Here is a 16,497-nt window from a genome sequence, read left to right as displayed (position 1 = left end):
GCGTTATCCTGCGCCGGTGGACGTCATGGCGCAGGGCGAGCGGTTGGCCGCCGACCTGGGCGATCGGCTCGCCGAGCTGACCTTCGTCGACCTGGACACCGACGAGGTCACCGCGCGGGTCATCGACGAGGTGGCGCGGTGGGCGCAGGCGCAGGGCTGGCGGGTCTACCGGCGCGCACCCAGCGTCGTGCCGTTGCCGCCGCCCATGGAGCAGCGGCACTCGGTCCTCGACGTGGCGTGCGCCCGCCCGGACGGGCCGCCGGTGGTGGTGGAGGTCGACCACACCGACCGGGCCCGTACCGTGCAGAAGTTGACCGCGGAGGCGGACGCCGGCCGGATACCGATCTGGGTGCGGTGGGGCGTCGGGCGTTTCACCGCCCCGCCGCCGCCGGTGCGGATGGTGACCGTCGAGGTGACCCGGCGCGCCGGTCCGGCGGGGCGCGGGCGGCTGCACAGCCGCACCAGCGAGCGCCCCGCGCCGGAGCACTCGGCCGCCGGCGGCACCGTCGCCACGCCGGCGCTGCCGATCCCGCTGACCGAGCCGCGTAAGGGCACCTGAAGCGAATCGTAAGCGGGCGCCGGCAGAGTTCTGGGTGTCACCGGAGAACACGACCGACACCCAGGAGATTCCGATGCGCAAGCTCATCAACTCGACCTACATCACCCTCGACGGCGTCATCGAGAACCCGATGTGGACCGCGCCGTACTTCGACGAGGAGGCCATCAGCCTCGCCGGCGAGCAGACCGACGAGGCGGACGCGATGCTGATGGGCCGGGCCACCTACGACGGCATGTCCGTCGCCTGGCCGCAGCAGGACGAGAGCGACCCGACCACCGGCGCGGCGTACTTCAACAACGTCAAGAAGTACGTCGCCTCGACCACCCTCACCAACCCCACCTGGAACAACACGGAGGTGCTCCAGGGCGACCTGGTCGAGGCGGTCACCGCGCTCAAGGCCCAGGAGGGCCGGAACATCATCCAGTACGGCTTCGGCTCGGTCACCGCCCAGCTGATCACCGCGGGCCTGGTGGACGAGGTCCGGTTCTGGATCCACCCCGTGCTGGAGGGCGCGGCGAGCCTGACGGTGCCGCTGACCGACTTCAAGGCGTCGTTCGACCTGGTCGACACCCGGGTGCACAAGAGCGGCGTGATCGTCGCCTCGTACCGGCCGAAGACGGCCGCCTGAGCACGGTTCAGAGCTGGGCCCGGGCCTCGCCCGGGCCCAGCTTCGTGCCCTCGGCGACCAGCGCCTCGAAGCGGTCCCGCCCGAGCGTCGCCCGTACGCGTTCGGTCACCCGATCGGTCTCGTCGCGTTCGGCCGGGGAGGCCGGGGCGTCGAGGGTCAGCCGTGCGGCGGCCGCCGCACCGAGCAGCCGGGCGGCGGCCTCCGGCGAGCGCACCGCCGACGCCATCCCCTCCAGGGCGCCGATCCCGTCCCGGGGGGAGGCCATCGCCTCGGCGGCCTCGTACGCCTCGACGTGCAGGGCGAGCGCGGCGTCCGGGTCGCCGCCCTGCTCGACGGCGTACCCCAGCTCCACCAGGATCATCGGCAGGTAGAGCGCGGGCTGCGTCTCGCCGCGCCCCCGCTCGGCGAGGCGGGTGAGGTGGGTGACGGCCAGGTCGAGCTTGCCGTCGCGGCGGGCGGCGAACCCGAGGCCCATCTCGGCGAAGACCAGCGCGCCCGGCGCGTCCTGCTCCACCGCCAGCCGGTACGCGCGCTCGGCCAACTCCCGCCCCTGCGGATAGTCGCGGGTCTGCACCGCCAGCCAGGCCAGCCAGGACAACTCGGTGCACACCTGCGGCCACAGCGCCAGTTCCTCGGCCCAGCGCAGCCCTTCGCGGTGCAGGGCGACCGCGCGCTCGTGCTCGCCGCGCATCTCGGCCAGCCCACCCACCCACTCAGTCGCCTGGAGCCGGCCCCACCGGTCACCGATGTCGGCGAACAGCGCGGCACTGCGCGTCGAGGCGTACTCCAGGGTGGTCTGGTCCCCGGCGGCGTGCGCGAGCATGGCGCGGGAGGCGAGCACCGCCGCCTCGGTCCAGACGTCGGCGGGAGCGCTGGGCAGCAGCTCCGCGGCCAGGGCCAGCTCGCTGTGCCCGATCACCGCGTTCGCCGCGAACCAGGCGCCTCGTCCGTCCGGGTCGGGGGCCAGCGCGGCGCGCACCTCGGCGGGCACGACCGGGTCGCCGCGCAGCAGCGCGAAGCCGACCCGCCACGGCGCCGCCCGGGACTCCTGCGTCCCGTCGCCGGGCGTCGCGAGGGCCCGGCGGGCCTCGGTGAGCCGGCCGCGCAGGTACCAGTACCAGCTCAGCGCGACGGCCAGGCGCAGCCCGCCGCCGTGGACCAGTGCGGAACGCAGGTTCGCCGTCTCCGCGTCCAGCAGCGCCAGCCATCGCTGCTGCTCGGGGCCGCGCAGCTCGGGATCGGCGCGCTCGGCCAGCTCGGTGTAGTACGCGGCGTGCCGCGCCCGGACCTCGTCGGCGTCGCCCAGGCGGTCGAGGCAGAACGCGGCGACCGATTCCAGCAGCCGGTAGCGCGATCCCTCGCCGGTGTCGTCCAGCACCACAAGCGACCGGTCCACCAGCCGGGCGAGGGCGTCCAGGTCGGTCCCGCAGACCCGTTCGGCGGCCTCCGGCGCGGCGCCGTCGCTGAACACCGCCAGCCGGGCGAGCACCATCCGGTCGGCCTCGTCCAACAGGTCCCAACTCCAGCCGATCACCGCGGTGAGCGTCCGTTGTCGCGTCGGCACGTCCCGCTGCGATGTGCTGAGCAGCCGGAACCGGTCGTCGAGCCGGTCCACCACGCCCCGCAGACCCAGCGCGCGGACCCGCGTCGCGGCCAGCTCCAACGCCAGCGGCAGGCCGTCGAGGCGGCGGCACAGCTGCGCCACCGCGGGCGCGGTCCGCCCGTCGAGGCGGAAACCGCGGTGCTGCGCGGCGGCGCGCGCGGCGAACAACCGCGCCGCCGCCGAGCGCCGGACCGTGTCCAGGTCACCGCCGTCCGGCACGGTCAGCGGGGGTACCTCCCAGAGCAGCTCGCCGGTCAGGCCGAGCGGCTCCCGGCTGGTGGCCAGCACGCTCACCTCGGGCGCGTCGCGCAGCAGCCGGGCGACCAGCGCGGCCACCGGCTCGATGACGTGTTCGCAGTTGTCCAGCACCAGCAGCAGGTGTCGGTGCCGCAGCGCAGCGACGAGACGGTCGACCGCGGGCAGGGCCGAGCCGGCGGCCTCCCGGGCGTCCAGCACGCCGAGCACCTGCTCGGCGATGCCCGCGTCACCGGCCGCCAGCGGGGCCAGCTCCACCAGGTGTACGCCGTCCGGGCAGGACCGCGTGCGGGCCGCCTCGGTGGCCAGCCGGGTCTTGCCGACGCCGCCCGGCCCGACCAGCGTGACCAGGCGCTGCCGCGGCAGCAACGCCCGCAGCTCGGCCACCGCCTCGGCCCGCCCGACCAGTTCGTCGAGCTGGGCCGGCAGGCTGTTGCGGATGATCGCGGCCTTCGGCGGCGCGCTCAGACCGGCGTCCTGTTCGAGGATCCTGCGGTGCAGCGCGACCAGCTCGGGGCCGGGGTCGAGGCCCAGCTCGTCAGCGAGCCGGTCGCGCAGCTCGGCGTAGCTGTCCAACGCCTCGGACTGCCGGCCGGCCGCGTACAGCGCGCGCAACTGCACCGCCCGCAGACCCTCGCGCAGCGGATGCCGGGCGACCAGCTCCGCCAGGTCGGCGGCGACCAGGTCGTGCTCACCCCGGGCCACCCGCGCCTCGGCCAGCCGCTCGTGCGCGGCGAGGCGCTGCTCGGCCAGTCGGGTCGCCTCGGCGCGGACGAACTCGGCGTCCGCCACGTCGGCGTACGCCTCACCACGCCACAGCGCGAGGGCGTCGGTCAACCGGTCGACGTCGGTGCTGCGGGTCAGCTCGGCGAACCGGTCCGCGTCGACGGCGTCGGCCCGCAGCAGGTAGCCGGGCGGCCGGGACTCGACCAGCTCGCGGGCACCCGGCTCGGCGTCGTTGAGCGCCTTGCGCAACTGGGACACCCGCACCTGGAGGGCGCCGGCCGGGTTGGCGGGGGAGTCGTCACCCCACAGGTCGTCGATGAGCCGGTCCGCCGACACCACCTGGTTGCGGTTGGTCAGCAGGTCGGCCAGCAGGGCACGCACCTTGGTGCCGGGCACCACCACCGGCTCGCCGGCGTCCGTGGTCACGGCGAGCGGCCCGAGCACCCCGAACTGCACGGCGGACATCCTATCGCCGGTAAGGCGACCTGAAGAGGACCGTAAGCGCGTCGGCGCAGCGTGGGGGCATGGACATCTATCACGAAGCGCACGGCAATGCTGAGGGTCGCCCGCTGGTGCTGATCCACGGCGCGCTCTCCGGCATCGGCACCTCGTTCGGCACGATCCTGCCGTTCCTGGCGAAGACCCGGCGGGTGATCGCCGTCGAGTTGCAGGCTCACGGCCACACCCCCGACGTGGACCGTCCACTGACCGTGGAGCACTTCGCCGCCGACGTCGTCGAGCTGCTCGACCGGCTCGGCGTCGCGCGCGCGGACGTGTACGGCTGGAGCATGGGCGCGGCGGTCGCGCTGCGCCTCGGCACCCACCACGCCGACCGGGTGGGTCGCCTCGTGCTCGCCTCGGTGAGTTTCGACGACGACGGCCTGCACCCCGGACTGCTCGACGGGATCCAGGATCTGCAACCGGAGCACCTGCACGGCTCCGAGTTCCACGAGGAGTACCTGCGGACCGCGCCGGACCCGGCGGGCTGGGCCAACCTGGTCACGAAGATGAAGGTGCTGGACGCGAACCTGCCGCGCTGGACACCCGAGCAGATCCGCGCTCTGGCCGCGCCCACCATGATCGTGCTGGCGGACGCGGACATCATCCAGCCCGAGCACGCGGTACGGATGTTCCGGCTGCTCGGCGGCGCGGTGCCCGGCGACCTGACCGGTCTGCCGTCCTGCCGGTTGGCCGTCCTGCCCGGCACCACGCACACGTCGATCCCGCAGCGCGCCGACTGGCTGGCCCCAATGATCGACGAGTTCCTAACCGACCTGTAGCGCCCACCCCGCTCCACCCCACCCCACCCCGCCCCGCCCTCACACCGCGTCGATCATGGACTTGTGGTGGCCGTTTTGGCAACGAAAGGCCGTTTCGTACACCACCACAACTCCATGATCGACGAAGCGGGGAGGGATTCGGGTGCACGCCTTGCGTGCCGGGTTCGGAGGGTGTTTCGCGGATGGTTGCTTGGGGCAATCAACGGGTTGACGACATCCCCTCCTGAAGGACGGCTTTCGTGGAAATTACCGGCTTCTTCGCCGCCATCATCATCGGACTGGTCGTCGGCGTGCTGGGCCGGCTGGTCGTGCCGGGCAAGCAGAACATCCCGATCTGGCTGACACTGGCCATCGGTGTGGTCGCGGCGATCCTCGGCACGCTCGTCGCCAGCGCCGTCGGTGTCGACGACACCAGCGGGATCGACTGGATCGAGCTGATCCTGCAGGTCGCCTTCGCCGCCGTCGGCGTGGCGATCGTCGCCGGCACCTACGGCCGCCGTTCGGTGCGCTGACCCCGCCACACCATCGCCGAGGCCCGCACTCCGGAGGAGGGCGGGCCTCGGCGCACCGTTGGGCCACAGTGGACCGGTCGGTGACGCGGCTACCGTGCATGATGGATGCGCCCCGGCTCGACGACAATCTGTTGGAGTTCGCGATCGGCCTGTCCGAGCGCGCGGGCAGCCTGGTCGCCGAGCGGTTCTTCGCGGCGGACTTCGCGCCCGCGATCAAGGCGGACGAGACCGAGGTGACCGAGGCTGACCTCGCCGTCGAGGCGCTGATCCGCGGTGAGCTGACAGACCGGTTCCCCGCCGACGGGATATGCGGAGAGGAGACCGGCGCCACGGCTGGCACGTCGGGCAGGCGCTGGGTCATCGACCCGATTGACGGCACCAGGTATTTCGCCTACCGCATCCCCATCTTCGGTACGAACCTCGCCCTCGAAGACCAGCACGGCGTGGCTCTCGCCGTGATCAACCAGCCGGTGGCCCGGCAGATCATCTACGCGGGCCGTGGCCGGGGTTGCCGGGTCCGTACGGACGGCCCCGATGTGGCGCCGGTGCCGGACTGAGCCGAAGTTCGCCGTCCGTGGTCATGGCGCGCGACCGGCTCAGCGGGTAGAAACATGTCAACCCCTTCGGCGCGACCCACCTTCGGCCGCAGGGATCAGAGAGCGCTCTCACCGCCCCAGCTGTGCCGGGAGTACGCCGCCGGCCAGCGGAGAGGACGAACCGCATGACAACCCCGTCCCGTCGTATCCTCATCCTCGCCCTTCTGGTGACCACCGCCGTCACGACGACCAGCACGGCGGCCACCGCCGGCCGCCCCACGTACGGCGCACCCGACTTCGGCCCGAACGTGACGATCTTCGACCCGACGATGCCGGTCGGCGAGATCCAGCAGACCCTCGACGCCGCGCACGCCCGGCAGGTCGACAACGAGATGGGCACCGAGCGGCACGCCTACCTGTTCAAGCCGGGCGCCTACGGCGCGGCCGAAGAGCCGTTGCAGGCCAAGGTGGGCTACTACACCGAGGTCGCCGGCCTGGGCGCCTCGCCCACCGACGTCACCGTCAACGGCAAGCTCGAGGTCTACAACCGGTGCCTGGCCGACGGCGGCACCGGCAACTGCCTCGCGCTGGTCAACTTCTGGCGCACCCTGTCCAACCTCTCGCTCACCATCAACGCCGCCGGCCAGGACGGCTGCCGGTCGTCGGCGAACTTCTGGGCGGTGTCCCAGGCGGTGTCGATGCGCCGGCTGGACATCACCGGCGGCGGGCTGTCGCTGATGGACTACTGCACCGCCGGCCCGCAGTACGCCAGCGGCGGGTTCATCGCCGACTCCCGGCTGCCGGCCACCACCAACGGCTCGCAGCAACAGTGGCTGACCCGCAACAGCGAGGTCGCCGGCTGGTCCAACGCGGTGTGGAACCAGGTCTTCGCCGGCGTCGAGGGCGCACCGGACGACGCCACGTTCCCCGACCCGCCGTACACCACCCTGGAGGCGACCCCGGTGAGCCGGGAGAAGCCGTACCTCTTCGTCGACGGCAAGGGCCACTACAACGTGCGGGTGCCCGCCGCCCAGCGCGACAGCCGGGGCGTCTCCTGGGCCGACGGCATCACCCCGGGGCGGACCATTCCGATCGGTGACTTCTTCATCGCCAAGCCCTCCGATCCGGTGCGTGTCATCAACAGCCAACTGGCGCGCGGCAAGCACCTGCTGCTCACCCCCGGCACGTACGACATCGCCCGCAGCATCGAGGTGCGCCGGCCCGACACCGTCGTGCTCGGCATCGGGCACGCGACGCTCACCGCGGTCGACGGTGCCATCCCGCTGGACGTTGCCGGTGTCCCCGGTGTGATCGTCGCCGGCGTCACGATCGACGCGGGCCTCGTCGAATCGCCGGTGCTGCTGCGGGTGGGGCGCCAGCACGGCCGCGACGCGAGCAGCCCCACCAACCCGACCACGCTGTCCGACGTGTACTTCCGGGTCGGCGGCCCGCACATCGGCCGGACGAACACCGCCCTGGAGGTCAACAGCGACAACGTGCTCATCGACCACACCTGGGTGTGGCGTGGCGACCACGGCGTGGAGGGCTTCACCGAGGGCGTCAACGGTGACACCGACCGCTGGCGCACCAACACCGGTCGCTACGGCGCCGTCATCAACGGCGACCACGTGACCGCCACCGGCCTGTTCGTCGAGCACTTCCAGCGGTACAACACCGTCTGGAACGGCGAGTACGGCACCACGATCCTGTACCAGAACGAGCTGCCGTACGACCCGCCGACGCAGGCCGACTGGATGAACGGCGCGGTCGAGGGTTGGGCCGGGTACAAGGTCGGTGACCGGGTGCGCCACCACACCCTGTACGGCGGTGGGGTCTACGTCTTCAACCAGAACAACCCGTCGATCCACACCGAGAACGGCTTCGAGGTCCCGAACCGACCGGGTGTGCGGCTGCACCACATCATGGCCGTCAACCTCAGCGCCGGCACGATCGACCACGTGGTCAACGGCGTCGGCGAGGCGGCCGACATGACCAAGGTCGGCGCTCCCGTCTACCTGACCCGATACCCGACCTCGTAGGGATCGCGGGCGTACCGACGGGGCCGGAGCCGGTGATGGCTCCGGCCCCGCCGGCCGTGGCGCGGGTCCGATGAGATTTCGCGTCGACGGTCTTGAATTCCTATCGTCCTGGTAGGAAAGTACGTGAATGCCGGTTGGTCCGCTCCTCACCTCGCGTCGGGTCGTCGACCTGATGCGGACCGCCAGCGAGCTCTGTCCGGGGGCACCGGCCACCGACTGAACGCCTCGCCGCCGCACTCCTCCTCCGGCCCCACTGCTGGATCGCGCGTCGACCCGTGACCCGTGCTCACCGGCTCGGCTCGGCCCGCTCGCCACCGCACCTTCCGACCGATCCGGCACCGCCGGATCGGTTCACAACCATGGAGGTACGCCATGACATCCGACCAGCCATCGTCCACCCCACCGACGGCCGGGGAGTCCCGGCTCGCGTTCAACGAGGACTGGGTGGCGACCATCCTCGGCCTGGCCCTGCTCGCTCTGGTCCTGCTCGGTGCCATCCCCGCCGGGCTGGTGCCCTGATGGCCGCCGACGCGACCCGCACGGGCAACGAGCCCGGCACGACCGACGCCACCCGAGTCGACGCCACCGGAGTCGACGACGCGCCCGCCGACGTGGTCGAGTCCAGCAGTTCGTCGACCACCGCCGATCCTGCTGACCCCGCCGACCCCGCCGATTCCGCCGTTCCCACCGCTCCCACCAGCGCGGCACGTGGTGGCGCGTTCTGGGCCTGGACCGCCCTGGGCCTGCTGGTCGTGCTCGGTCTCGCGGCGCTCACCCGCTACCTGGAGCAGAACGTCCCGACGTGGGCCGAGGGCACCGCCGTGGAGGACATCGGGGCCGCCATCGAATACCCGGTCTACGCGATCCTGCTCGGCCTGCTCGGCAACGCCGCCGTCACGCTGCTCGGGTGGCGCGACCGGATCGCCGCCGCCTTCCGGACCGAGTTCTTCATCAAGACCGGCCTGGTGCTGCTCGGGGCGTCGATCAACCTGGCCGTCATCGCCAGCGCCGCCGGCCCGGCCATCGCCCAGGCGATCCTGCTGATCAGCGGGGTCTTCCTGTTCACCTGGTGGCTGGCCGGCAGGTTCGGGCTCGACGACAAGCTGCGGGCGTTGCTCGCCTCGGCGGTGTCGATCTGCGGTGTCAGCGCGGCGATCGCCGCCGCGGGGGCCGTCCGGGCGCGCCGGGAGCAGTTGGCGTACACGGCGAGTCTGGTCATCGTCTTCGCGTTGCCGTCCATCTTCATCCTGCCCTGGCTGGCCGACGTGTTCGGGCTCTCCGACGCGGTGGCCGGCGCCTGGATCGGCGGCAACATCGACACCACGGCCGCGGTCACCGCCGCCGGGGCGCTCGCCGGCGAGGAGGCGCTCCAGATCGCCAGCATCGTCAAGGTCACCCAGAACGCGTTGATGGGCGTGGTGGCGGTGGCGCTCACCGCGTACTTCACCCTGCGGGTGGAGCGGCGGCCCGGCGCCGCCCGACCGGGTCTCGGCGAGCTGTGGACGCGGTTTCCCAAGTTCGTCCTGGGCTTCATCGCCGCCTCGGTGATCGCCACCTGGTACCTCGACGCGGCGGGCGCGGACGGCAAGGCCACCATCGCCATCGTCAACGACCTGCGCGTCTGGTTCCTCATCCTGGCCTTCGTCAGCATCGGCCTGGAGGTCCGGGTGGCATCGCTGCGGGAGGCCGGCTGGCGGCCCGTGGCGGTCTTCGCCAGCGCCACCGTGTTCAACCTGGCGCTGGCGCTCGGCCTGGCGTCCCTGCTGTTCCGCAACTTCTCGGCCTGAGCCGCCGTCGCGCCCCGTCCCGTGTCCGCGCGGGGCGGGGCGCTCGACTCCTTCCGGGCAGCAGGCGAATAATTTCATCGATCAGTCGAACTCTTGCGGGGCGGCGACCACTGCTGCCACGATGGCCGTCAATGCCTTCCGTCCCGAAGGAGTGGTCCCCATGGCGGTCTCCCGCCGCACATTCGTCACGTCGGTGCTGGCGTCCTCCGCCCTCGCCGCCGCCTCCACCACCAGACTCCTCGCCAGCCCCGCGCACGCCGCGAGCCCTCCCGGGGACGTGGTCGGCAAGGTGACGGTCGGCTACCAGGGCTGGTTCAGCGCCCCCGGCGACTCCGCGCCGATCGGCGGCTGGTGGCACTGGAGCCGCGACCGTTTCCAGCCGCCCTCGCCCGCCAACACCACCATCGTGTCCTGGCCGGACATGCGGGAGTACACGCGCAGCTATCCCACCGCGTACCCCAACCTCGGCAACGGCTCGCCGGCCACCCTCTTCTCGTCCTACGACCAGCAGACGGTGGACACCCACTTCCGGTGGATGCAGGAGTACGGCTGCGACACCGCCGCGCTGCAACGGTTCAACCCGATGGGCGACGAGGGACCGACCCGCGACGCCATGACGCAGAAGGTCCGCTCGGCCGCCGAACGCTACGGCCGCAAGTTCTACATCATGTACGACGTCACCGACTGGCTGTCCATGCAGTCGGAGATCAAGACCGACTGGACGACGAAGATGTCCGCGCACACCGCGTCCAGCGCGTACGCCCGGCAGAACGGCAAGCCGGTCGTCTGCATCTGGGGCTTCGGCTTCAGCGAACCCAGCCGGCCCTTCACCCCCGGGCCCTGCCTGGAGGTCGTCAACTGGTTCAAGGCGCAGGGCTGCTACGTCATCGGTGGCGTGCCCACCTGGTGGCGCCAGGGGATCGAGGACTCCCGGCCCGGCTTCCTCGACGTCTACCACGCGTTCCACGCGATCTCGCCGTGGATGGTCTACCGGGCCAGGACCGTCGAGGAGCTGGACTCCTACTACAACAACGTCAACGTCGGCGACATGGCCGACTGCGCGGCCCGCGGCATCGACTACCTGCCCTGCGTGATGCCCGGTGACCTCGCCGGTGGGCACCGCAAGCACGGCGACTTCTACTGGCGGCACATCTACAACATGGTCCGCCTCGGCTCGCAGGGCCTCTACGTGTCCATGTTCGACGAGTACAACGAGGGCAACCAGATCGCCAAGACGTCCGAGACCCAGGCCACCACCCCGGCCGGTGCGAACATCCGGGCGCTGGACGAGGACGGCGTGGCCTGCTCCGCCGACTACTACCTGCGGATCACCGGCGACGGCGGCCGGATGCTCAAGGGGCAGCTCGCCCTCACCCCCGTCCGCCCCACACCGCCGATGGTCGGGACCCCGCCCCCGACCGGTGGCAACCTGGCCGCCGGACGGGCCGCCTCGGCGAGCAGTCAGAACGGCCCGTTCCCGGCGTCGAACGCGGTCGACTCCGATGCCAACAGCTACTGGGAGAGCGGCGGCGGCGCGTTCCCGCACTGGTGGCAGGTCGACCTCGGCGCCAGCCACCCGGTCAACCGGCTCGTGCTGCGACTGCCGTCCGGCTGGGGCGCGCGTACCAGGCCATCACCGTGCAGGGCAGCGTCGACGGCAGTTCCTTCTCCACCATCGCCGGGGCCTCCGCGTTCACCTTCGACCCGGCGACCGGCAACACCGTCACCCGCACGCTGACGACCACCACGGCCCGCCACATCCGGCTGAGCATCGCCGGCAACACCGGCTGGCCGGCGGGCCAGCTCGCCCAGGTCGAGGTGTACGCCGCCGGCGGCACCACGGACAACCCGCCGACCGCGCCGAGCGGCCTCACGGCGACCGGCCGTACGGCGAGCAGCGTGTCCCTGGCCTGGACGGCGTCCACCGACGACAACGGCGTGACCGGCTACCAGGTACGCCAGGGCGGCATGGTGGTCGCCACCGTCACCGGCACCACGGCGACCGTGAGTGGGCTCAGCGCGTCCACCTCGTACACCTTCACCGTCACCGCACGCGACGCCGCCGGCAACACCTCGGCGGCCTCGAACGCGGTCACCGTCACCACCGACGCCCCGGCCAACACCGACCTCGCCCGGGGGCGATCCACCAGTGAGAGCAGCCACGTCCAGAGCTACGGGTCGGGCAACGTGGTCGACGGCGACGCGAACAGCTACTGGGAGAGCGCCAACAACGCGTTCCCCCAGTGGGTCCAGGTCGACCTGGGCGCGACCCGCACGGTCGGGCGGGTGGTGCTGAAGCTGCCGCCGTCATCGGCCTGGGCCACCCGGACGCAGACCATCGCCGTGCAGGGCAGCACCGACGGAGGCAGCTTCGGCACACTGGTCGGTTCGGCGGGGCGGACGTTCGACCCGTCGACGGGTAACCAGGTGACGCTGACCTTCAGCGCCGCGCAGACCCGCTACGTGCGGATCACCGTGACCGGTAACACCGGCTGGCCGGCCGGTCAGCTGTCGACCCTGGAGGTGTACGGCAGCTGACCCGGGCGTGGGACGGCCGCCGGATGCCGGCCGGCGGCCGCCCATCCCACCGCGCTCTCAGCTGGTGGGCGGCAGGCAGGCAACGGCTGGCCCGATGTCCTCAACATTACTGGCGGAAGCTACTGGCCCAGCAGCTCATTGACCGCCCGGTGGGTGCGTTCCTCGTTGGCCGATACGGGCCCGCCGGGTCACCTGCTTCAATTCCACCCGGCCCGCCGCGCCCGAGCAGCACGAGTAGCCCTCATCTGAAGCTCGTTCGCTGGCGTCATCGAAGTGACCTGGACGGAGGTCCCGCGCGGGCGAGCGGCCTGTCGCTGCGAGCGATGTGCTAGGTCGGACCATAAGGCCGGGAGTACCGTCGATGGTTGCAGGACTGGCGGCTGCCGCTATTGCCGCCGTCAAGCCGTGAGGTAGGAGTGCTGCCATGCCCCCACGCGCGACCACACTCGTTGACCCACGTTTTCCGACTGAGCTGCGGCGACTCCGGGAAGCACGGGGACTGTCGCTGCGGCAACTTGCCGCCGCTGTCAACCACGGCAAGAGCCTTATTCACCAACTGGAGGCTGGGCAGACGAAGCCGACGGTCGACGTGACGGTTCGGCTCGACGACGCGTTGCACGCAAACGGCGTGTTGGCGGCGCTGGTCGTCGAAGCGCCGCAGGGTGGCGATCGTCTGGCCTACGTGCGGGCGCATCAAGGGCGGGCCGATCGCGCCACAGCAGAGGCGCTCGCCGGTCTCCTCGCGGGCTACCGTCGGTTGGAGGATGCCATCGGATCAGGGCCGATCATGCGGCCGGTACGGGATCACCTCGGTACCGTGACCAGCCTGCTGAGGGACGCTCCCGACGACGTGCGCCCTCGGATGGTCGATCTGGCCGGGCAGTGGGCACAGTTCGCGGGCTGGCTCAGTATCGCGCGGGGCGAGGAGCGTGCCGCCACGGTGTGGAACGCGAGGGCGTTGCAGTGGGCCAGCGAGGCCGGCAACGCGGATCTGGTCGCCACCGTCGTGTCGTTTCAGGGGTATCAGGCCGAGTGCCGACGTGATCTCCCGACCATGATTCGGCTTTCGCGGGAGTCGAGAAGGGATCACACGGTGACTGCCGCTCTGCGGGCCTATTGCGCAGGGCAAGAGGCGAGGGGTCTTGCCATGGCCGGTGCGGAGTCAACTGCGGTGCTCGGGTGTCTTTCGGAGGCGTCGGACCTGTCGGCGCAGGCTGCGGAGGAACCGTTGTCTCCGTGGGGCTACTGGTACACGCCGTCGTTCTTCGCCATCCAGCAGGGCAGTGTGTTGCGGCATCTCGGTGCAACGGACAGCCGTGCCAACGACCGAGCGCTGGGATTGCTGATGGCCGGCGTCGCCGGCGTCAACGAGGAGGCCAACGGCGCGGAGTGGCACGGTCACAACCTGATCCACCTGGCCGTTGCCCAGGCGCAGGCCGGAGACACCGCGGCGGCTCGCGAGACGCTGGCGATGGCAGACGCGATCGCCATAGCCACCGCATCCCAAGACCTCGCTCACAAAGTCATCGAAGCCGTCCATCTGCTTGGGCTGTCCGCTACGCCGTAACGGACGCGCTTCGCCTGGTCGGCCACCCATTGTCGCGCCGACGATGACCGTGGGTGACGGCGATAAGAGCTGTTCGGAGACCTACGTCGCGCCCACTGCCTGACGGAGGTGGCATGCGCGGCGATGGGACGGCGAGCAAGGGTGAGCAGGCCGAGGCGGCCGAGCGGGAGGCTGCCAAGCAGCGCCTCCTGGCGCAGGCGGAGGCGGAACGCGTACCGGTGGAGGACACGACCCGTGCGGTCCCGGACCGGCGGTGGCGGCGTGACCAGCGATGACCTTCCGATCGGCCGCCGCGTGGCGAGCTGGCGGGTGCGGCGGTCGATGACGCAGCAGCAGCTCGCCGACCGGCTGTGCAGGTCGAAGAGCTGGGTGGACAAGGTCGAGCGGGGTGTGCGTGCCCTGGACCGGTACTCGGTGATCCAGGATCTGGCCGAGGTGCTGCGGATCGACCCGGAGGTGCTGCTCGGCCAGCAGTCGCAGAAGACGCCGGTCGGTGCTCTCGACGGGATGGACGACATCCGGGCCGCTCTCGCCCGCTACGACACCCCGGAAGTCACGCAGCAGACGGCGGAAGAGGTGAGACGGCAGGTCGGATACGCCTGGCTGACCTACCAGCATGCGCACTACGCGCAGTTGGTGCGGGTGTTGCCGAGTCTGCTCGATGTCGTGCAGGGCGTAAGGGCACTGGAGTTGCGGGTGCAGACATACCGGCTCGCCTCCGCGTTGCTGGTCAAACTCGGTGAGGCCGACCTCGGGTGGCTGAGCGCCGATCGAGCGATGGCAGTGGCGGGTGACGATCCGCCTCTCGCGGCGACAGCGGCTATCTCCGTCGGCCAGGCGCTGCGCGCGTCGGGCCGCGACTGCCTCGCCCTGGCCGCGACGCTCGCCGCCGCGAACCGCATCCTCCCGCCGCCGACCGACGTGGCCCCATTCCGGGTCGGTGATCATGAGGTTGACGGGCCGTGGGGAGATCAAATGACCCGTCAACCTCATGATCACCAAGGCGCGGGTGGGGGTGGGGGTGGGAGGGCTTGGGGGTTGGGGGCGGGGGAGTGGGCCGTGGGCGGGACGTTGCTGGTGCAGGCTGCGCTGGCTGCCGCCGGATGTGGCGAGCATCGTCGCGCCGAGGAGCTGGCCGACCGGGCGGCGGGCATCGCCACCGGCTTGCGAGGGTACGACGATGAGTACCGCACCAGCTTCGGGTCGGTCGCCGTCGAGCTGACGCGGGTGCTGTTGGCAGCGCAGCGGGGTGACGCGAGCGAGGCGGTGCGACGGCATGTAAGCGTCGTTCGGCGGGAGGCGTGGCGACGGCTGCCGGCCGAGTATCGGGGCGCGTACCTGGTGGACGTCGCGCGGGCGTACCTGCACGTGGGGGACCTGCGCGGCGCGGCTCGCGCCCTGGTCGACGCGGACAGCGTCGCGCCCGCCGAGGTCCGGTGGCGGCCGTTGGCGCGTACTCTCATCGCCGATGTAGCCCGCGCGAACCCGGCGCCGGCCGGCGTGGCGCGACTGGCGACGCTGGTTGGCCTCACCCGCTGACGGACGCGCCCCGGCGCAGGTCGTCTGCCGGGTTGATGGTGCGCACCGGGTCCGGCACCGAGCCGCGCCGTCGCCACTCGCGCGGGTAGCCCAGCGAGACCTCCTCGAACCGCACCCCGTCGTAGAACGTGGTGCGCGGGATGTGCAGGTGCCCGTAGACCACGGTCGACGCACCGAAACGCAGGTGCCAGTCGCGGGTGCGTACGGTGCCGCACCACTGGGCGAACTGCGGATACCACAGCACGTCGGTGGGCTCCCGCACCAGCGGGTAGTGGTTGACCAGCACGGTCGGCAGGGCCGGATCACGCTCGGCCAACCGACGCTCGGTCTCGGCGATCCGGGCGTCGCACCACGCCTCGCGGCTCGGGTACGGGTCGGGGTGCAGCAGCGCCTCGTCCGTGCACACCACTCCGGCCGCGTACGCCAGGTCCAGCGACTCCTGCTTCGTGCTCGCCTCGGGCATCCGGAACGTGTAGTCGTACAGCACGAACAGCGGGGCGATGGTGGCCGGCCCGCCGTCGCCGTCCCACACCGGGTACGGATCCTCCGGGGTGACCACCCCCAGCCGCCGGCACATCCCCACCAGCTCCCGGTAGCGCGCCTCGCCGCGCAGCTCCACCGGGTCGCCCGGCGGCGTCCACAGCTCGTGGTTGCCCGGCGCCCAGACGACCTTCGCGAACCGGCTGCTCAACAGCCCGAGCGCCCATTCGATGTCGGCGTACCGATCGGCCACGTCGCCGGCCACGAGCAGCCAGTCGCCGTCGTGCTCCGGGCGCAGCTCCTGAAGGAACGCGCGGTTCTCCGGATGGCTGATGTGCAGGTCGCTGACGGCCCGCAGCCGGGGCGGAAGACTCACGCTCAGAGGTTAGGCCGTCGTCGCCCGGTAGGGACACCCTCTGTCCTGCCGTCTCGCCGCGCCAACGGGCGT

General features: G+C 71.6%; 15 protein-coding genes. 13 read left to right on the top strand and 2 right to left on the bottom strand.

What is annotated here, in order from left to right:
- Window positions 1–16: 16 nt before the first annotated feature.
- Both AB0H52_RS02455 and AB0H52_RS02450 read left to right on the top strand, forming a co-directional pair.
- Complete coding sequence (locus tag AB0H52_RS02455; protein ID WP_225854480.1) at window positions 17–559, top strand: hypothetical protein; 543 nt, start codon at window positions 17–19, stop codon at window positions 557–559.
- Between the two features lie 73 nt (window positions 560–632).
- Window positions 633–1,187 (top strand): dihydrofolate reductase family protein, encoded by a 555-nt coding sequence (locus AB0H52_RS02450; RefSeq protein ID WP_151489869.1) that lies wholly within the window; start codon window positions 633–635, stop codon window positions 1,185–1,187.
- Window positions 1,188–1,194: 7 nt separating this feature from the next.
- Here AB0H52_RS02450 and AB0H52_RS02445 read toward each other — a convergent pair whose 3' ends face one another.
- Window positions 1,195–4,236 (bottom strand): BTAD domain-containing putative transcriptional regulator, encoded by a 3,042-nt coding sequence (locus tag AB0H52_RS02445; RefSeq protein WP_357944729.1) that lies wholly within the window; start codon window positions 4,234–4,236, stop codon window positions 1,195–1,197.
- 59 nt (window positions 4,237–4,295) lie between these two features.
- On the opposite strand from AB0H52_RS02445, the gene AB0H52_RS02440 reads away from it, so the two are divergent.
- The 11 genes from AB0H52_RS02440 (at window position 4,296) to AB0H52_RS02390 (ending at window position 15,569) form a co-directional block, all read left to right on the top strand.
- Window positions 4,296–5,051, top strand: a complete 756-nt coding sequence (locus tag AB0H52_RS02440) for an alpha/beta hydrolase (RefSeq protein ID WP_151489866.1) — start codon at window positions 4,296–4,298, stop codon at window positions 5,049–5,051.
- A 239-nt stretch (window positions 5,052–5,290) separates the two neighbouring features.
- Complete coding sequence (locus tag AB0H52_RS02435) at window positions 5,291–5,563, top strand: GlsB/YeaQ/YmgE family stress response membrane protein (RefSeq protein WP_151492723.1); 273 nt, start codon at window positions 5,291–5,293, stop codon at window positions 5,561–5,563.
- An 80-nt stretch (window positions 5,564–5,643) separates the two neighbouring features.
- Window positions 5,644–6,120, top strand: a complete 477-nt coding sequence (locus AB0H52_RS02430; protein ID WP_151492722.1) for an inositol monophosphatase family protein — start codon at window positions 5,644–5,646, stop codon at window positions 6,118–6,120.
- Between the two features lie 164 nt (window positions 6,121–6,284).
- A complete protein-coding gene (locus tag AB0H52_RS02425) occupies window positions 6,285–8,138 on the top strand; it encodes an adenylyl cyclase (RefSeq protein WP_357944724.1) in 1,854 nt (617 codons plus the stop codon).
- A gap of 372 nt (window positions 8,139–8,510) precedes the next feature.
- The gene (locus tag AB0H52_RS02420; protein WP_192580484.1) at window positions 8,511–8,657 is read left to right on the top strand and encodes a hypothetical protein; all 147 of its coding nucleotides are present in this window, start codon (window positions 8,511–8,513) and stop codon (window positions 8,655–8,657) included.
- On the top strand, window positions 8,657–9,925 hold the full coding sequence (locus AB0H52_RS02415; RefSeq protein ID WP_225854793.1) for a putative sulfate exporter family transporter: 1,269 nt from the start codon (window positions 8,657–8,659) through the stop codon (window positions 9,923–9,925). Before AB0H52_RS02420 ends, AB0H52_RS02415 begins: the two co-directional genes overlap by 1 nt.
- A 160-nt stretch (window positions 9,926–10,085) precedes the next feature.
- Window positions 10,086–11,663 carry a discoidin domain-containing protein gene (locus tag AB0H52_RS02410; protein ID WP_357944720.1) on the top strand — a complete coding sequence of 526 codons (1,578 nt, stop codon included), beginning with the start codon at window positions 10,086–10,088 and terminating at the stop codon, window positions 11,661–11,663.
- Window positions 11,564–12,463, top strand: coding sequence for a discoidin domain-containing protein (locus AB0H52_RS02405; RefSeq protein WP_357944717.1), 900 nt, complete (start codon window positions 11,564–11,566; stop codon window positions 12,461–12,463). Before AB0H52_RS02410 ends, AB0H52_RS02405 begins: the two co-directional genes overlap by 100 nt.
- Window positions 12,464–12,887: 424 nt before the next feature.
- Window positions 12,888–14,030, top strand: a complete 1,143-nt coding sequence (locus tag AB0H52_RS02400) for a helix-turn-helix domain-containing protein (RefSeq protein ID WP_151492719.1) — start codon at window positions 12,888–12,890, stop codon at window positions 14,028–14,030.
- Window positions 14,031–14,143: 113 nt separating this feature from the next.
- Window positions 14,144–14,305 (top strand): hypothetical protein, encoded by a 162-nt coding sequence (locus AB0H52_RS02395; RefSeq protein ID WP_192580483.1) that lies wholly within the window; start codon window positions 14,144–14,146, stop codon window positions 14,303–14,305.
- Window positions 14,292–15,569, top strand: coding sequence for a helix-turn-helix domain-containing protein (locus AB0H52_RS02390; protein ID WP_357944712.1), 1,278 nt, complete (start codon window positions 14,292–14,294; stop codon window positions 15,567–15,569). The genes AB0H52_RS02395 and AB0H52_RS02390 overlap by 14 nt, the downstream gene beginning before the upstream one ends.
- Here AB0H52_RS02390 and AB0H52_RS02385 read toward each other — a convergent pair.
- On the bottom strand, window positions 15,559–16,431 hold the full coding sequence (locus AB0H52_RS02385) for a metallophosphoesterase (protein ID WP_151491378.1): 873 nt from the start codon (window positions 16,429–16,431) through the stop codon (window positions 15,559–15,561). The genes AB0H52_RS02390 and AB0H52_RS02385 overlap by 11 nt on opposite strands.
- Window positions 16,432–16,497: the final 66 nt, after the last annotated feature.

Origin of the sequence: Micromonospora sp. NPDC050695, assembly GCF_040654415.1 — a bacterium.
GTDB lineage: Bacteria > Actinomycetota > Actinomycetes > Mycobacteriales > Micromonosporaceae > Micromonospora.
Note: the sequence above shows the minus strand (reverse complement) of the source record. Positions and strands in the feature narration are given on the sequence as shown.